Genomic DNA, 3925 nt, shown 5'->3' on the forward strand with positions numbered 1-3925 from the left:
CACTAGACCTAAGCACAACATAGCGACAGAAGCACTACCAGTAGCTCCACCCGCAGGTTATCTCACATCACTCAAAACACAAACCTATTGAAGACTAAAACCTTCTCCACTCTCAAAGCACTGCATCAAAGAGAAATCATGATGCCCCTCAATGCCAATTAGGATTTATCAACTATGTCACGGGATGCCCTTATTGTTGGAATTAATCAATATCAGGACTTACCAAGACTAACGGCTGCCGCAAAAGATGCCGAAGGCATAGCCGCGCTACTCGAAACCTATGGTAACTTCCGCGTACGACGATTACCTGAGATGATTACCGATCATCGTCCCCAGATCGGGCAACAAACGCTGGTTTCTACACAGCAGCTTGAAAATAGTCTGGTACGTCTCTTAGTGCCTAAAGGAGATCATATCCCTGAGGCTGTCTTCTTCTATTTTTCAGGGCATGGTCTGCAACGAGAGATAGGGATCCGGGAAGGATACCTAGCAGCGAGTGATACTCGGCCAGACACTGCTAACAGTGGACTCTCATTATCTTGGCTACGTCGCTTGATTAGACATAGCCCTGTACGCCAAATTATTGTTATTCTAGACTGCTGCCACAGTGGTGAATTTCTATCTTTAAAAGATGAATCATGGCAGGGATGTGATGGTCAAAGCTATTTATTTATTGCCGCCTCTCGCGAATATGAAGAAGCCTATGAATCCCTCGAAAGTGATTACAGCGTACTGACTCAAGCCTTATTATCAGGGTTGCTACCGCAACAGACTCCTCAGGGAAGGATCACTAGCACTGATCTAGTCGCTTCAATCACTAACCAGCTGAGTCAAGAGCTGCAACAACCGCTCTTTGAACAAGGGGGCAGTGAAATTGTTATTACCCAGCAGTCAGGCCGTCATATTACTCAGAAAGAAAGCATATCCATTATCTCTCGTCTAAAACAGTACTGTTTTAATTTTTGCCCTTACCGTGGTCTTCAGCCCTTTGAAGAAAAGCATGCTGATTATTACTTTGGCCGGGAAACTCTGCTTCAAGACTTACTCCAAGCCCTACAAGATAGAACTACATGCGCTTTGGTTGGCGCTTCAGGTAGCGGCAAGACATCTCTGCTAAGGGCGGGGCTGATTCCTCGTCTTGCCGCTGGCCATGATATTCCAGGCAGTGAGCATTGGCTAGTGCGATATGTCCAGCTGGGTGCACAACCCTTAAAAAATCTGGCAGCAGCCTTTACCATTGCCCATCAGGAGATAACGGTTGCTAATGAGCTATTACAAGCCGAACAACTTCTCCGCCATGAACCCAACGGTTTGGTCAACTTAGTCACCGCAGCACTGATGCAACAGCCTACTGCGACTAAATTTTGGCTCATTATCGATCAGTTTGAAGCATTGTTCACCCCCACTACCGATCCTCACATTCAGCAAGAACGCCAACAGATCATCCATATTTTGATGACAGCATTGTGCAACCCATCTGTTGCCTTCGGTGTGATCATTGGCGTTCGCTCAAACGCTATGGATGGTTTGATGTCTCATGGTGAGCTATTCTCACTCATCGATAAAAATCGATTCATCATGCCTCCAATGAGTTATCAAAACATTCGAGATGTGATTGAAAAACCTGCAGAAAAAGTAGGCTTCAAGATTGATCCCTACCTGATTCATAATCTCACATTGGACTTGACGGGCGCCCCAGGTGAATTAGCCCTGCTACAGATGACCCTCTATGAACTATGGCGTCATCGTACACCGACGTCCTACAGCAAAGGGGGACCTTGTCTGTCTTTAGAGAGCTATATGAAGTTAGGCCGTTGCTCTAAACTCCTGATCCACCGAGCAACGGATTGTTATCAGTCATTATCCTCCGAAGAACAAGCTGCTGTACAGCGAATATTTATCGCCCTGTGTGATTTAGGGGAAGGACGTCTTGATCAGTGTCGTTCGGTTCGTAAACTTGAATTAGTAAATCAACAATTTTCAATAGACTTAATTGAACGCGTACTACAGAAATTAACTGCCGCCAGACTGATCGTTTCCAACAAGCCGCAAACAATCCCCACTTGCAATCCAGAAGGATGCACAGTCCCAGCTACTACTTGGACAACTTATGAACACGAAATAACAGATACTAAACATTGGCTAGTTGCTCACCAAACACCATTCCTAGGAGAATCACGGGCATCAGAGGAAACTGTCGAGCTGGCTCATAAATCGCTGATCTTGGATTGGCCTTTGCTACGTCAATGGCTACAGCACTACCCTACCCGCGCTATCCTCTACCAGCGGCGAGACCTGGAAGAGAGGGCATGGGTTTGGCACCACCGTGGTGAGCCTCGATGCTCCGACTACTTACTAGGACAACAGTACCTAAAAGATATTGGGCAGTTTTTGAATACACATAGACAAGAGCTGTCCACTCTAGCGCAAAGATATGTGGCAGTGAGTCAAGGCAACGCCACATACCAGCGATGGCAAACTCGAGGTGTTGCAGTGTTGTTGCCCCTAGCCGTAATGGCAGGGATGACAGTATCGCTGGTACGCCATCAGTTGAGGATCCCCTGGCGGATCCAGCCCATCTCTAACACCGAAGTTTCTGAAACTACACCCTCTAAAACTACGGCAGTGATACCGACCCAACTCATACCGGTATCAGGCACGCCGCTGAATACATTATTACCCCGACGCTGGGGCCAAACAGGAGCTAAGCGTTTAGCAATTACCTCCCAAATTTTGGACTTTAACCATAGGCATCCCCAATCTGACCTGAGCCAAATATCTGTCACCCAGCTAGCAAATCTGATGACACCGAGCGCTATCATAACAAGCTCGGCGTCATTACCGGATAAGTCTGATATCCCGCTGAAGTTTGAGAAAAGTGAGTAGGCCTCTTAAAATCTGTGTTTGTATGGTTTCAACAACCTGCGACAATCGAGGTCGGCTAGCCGTAAAGTATAGGAGACATCAATAATGGGCCATAGAATCAGCCCTATAATCAAGCAGTACATTGACTATTGGCTACTAGCTGCGTTTTCCTTTGTGCTAGTAGCCTTTGTAATTCCTTGGATATAAGGATTTCAAAAAAGTGACCGTTGTGCTTTCTATCGCTAACGTTTTCAAAAAACTGCTCTTAGAGTGGCGGCTACAGCAAAGACTTCTGATGAGTATCCTGCTCACCCTTGCCTTATCCTTTCTAGGAACAGCCACAGCTTTAGCAGAACCGGCCCAGGCAACATTTGCCGGAGGGTGTTTTTGGTGTATGGAACATCCCTTTGATGAGCTATCGGGAGTAACCAACACCACCTCCGGCTACATGGGAGGTACGGTGGAGTCTCCTAGCTATCGTCAGGTATCGTCAGGGACGACAGGCCACGCAGAAGTGGTCCAAGTGGAATACGATACCGACAGTGTCAGCTATGAAACCTTGTTAGATACCTTTTGGCGTAATGTAGATCCTCTAGATGCGCGAGGGCAGTTTTGTGATAGAGGGAGCCAGTACCGCTCCATTATTTTCTACGATGACGACCCTCAGCAACGACTGGCCAAATCATCTAAGCAGTCCGTAGGTGAGCTGCTAGGTCAGCCAATTGCAACTGAGATTCTGCCAGCCACAGCATTTTATCCAGCAGAAGATTATCATCAGAATTACTACCAAACCCACCCGGCTCGATACCGGCTCTACCGGTTTGGCTGCGGCCGCGACCAGCGATTAGCAGAACTCTGGGGATCTGAACCTGAATAACGGCCACGGTCTCTGCGCATATCCCTATGCTCAACGGTTAAAAAACTGACTAAAGTAAAGGGTAGATGTAACCAACAAATATCTATGACAGCCGTACAGCTTTCTGCGCGCGATATCATGCGTGCCGCCTATGAAAACCGTTACACCTGGGATAGCAACTTTCCTGGCTACACCACCGATGTA

Annotated in this window: 3 protein-coding genes; all 3 read left to right on the forward strand. The window is 47.2% G+C overall.

Annotated features, from left to right (window positions below):
• Positions 1-174: 174 nt before the first annotated feature.
• Entirely contained in the window at positions 175-2886 is a 2712-nt protein-coding gene (locus tag IQ260_RS28515; RefSeq protein ID WP_193996451.1) for an nSTAND1 domain-containing NTPase, read from the forward strand.
• Between the two features lie 199 nt (positions 2887-3085).
• Positions 3086-3742 (forward strand): peptide-methionine (S)-S-oxide reductase MsrA, encoded by a 657-nt coding sequence (gene msrA / locus IQ260_RS28520; RefSeq protein WP_322745070.1) that lies wholly within the window; start codon positions 3086-3088, stop codon positions 3740-3742.
• A gap of 84 nt (positions 3743-3826) precedes the next feature.
• A partial coding sequence (locus IQ260_RS28525) for a DUF3386 family protein (protein WP_193996453.1) occupies positions 3827-3925 on the forward strand: 99 nt, incomplete at its 3' end.

It is taken from the genome of Leptolyngbya cf. ectocarpi LEGE 11479, from assembly GCF_015207065.1.
In the GTDB taxonomy this organism is placed as follows: domain Bacteria; phylum Cyanobacteriota; class Cyanobacteriia; order Phormidesmidales; family Phormidesmidaceae; genus Leptothoe; species Leptothoe ectocarpi.

Excerpts from the sequence above, each read along its gene's own strand:
- IQ260_RS28515 (WP_193996451.1), top strand. The coding sequence starts at position 175 with ATGTCACGGGATGCCCTTATTGTTGGAATTAATCAATATCAGGACTTA.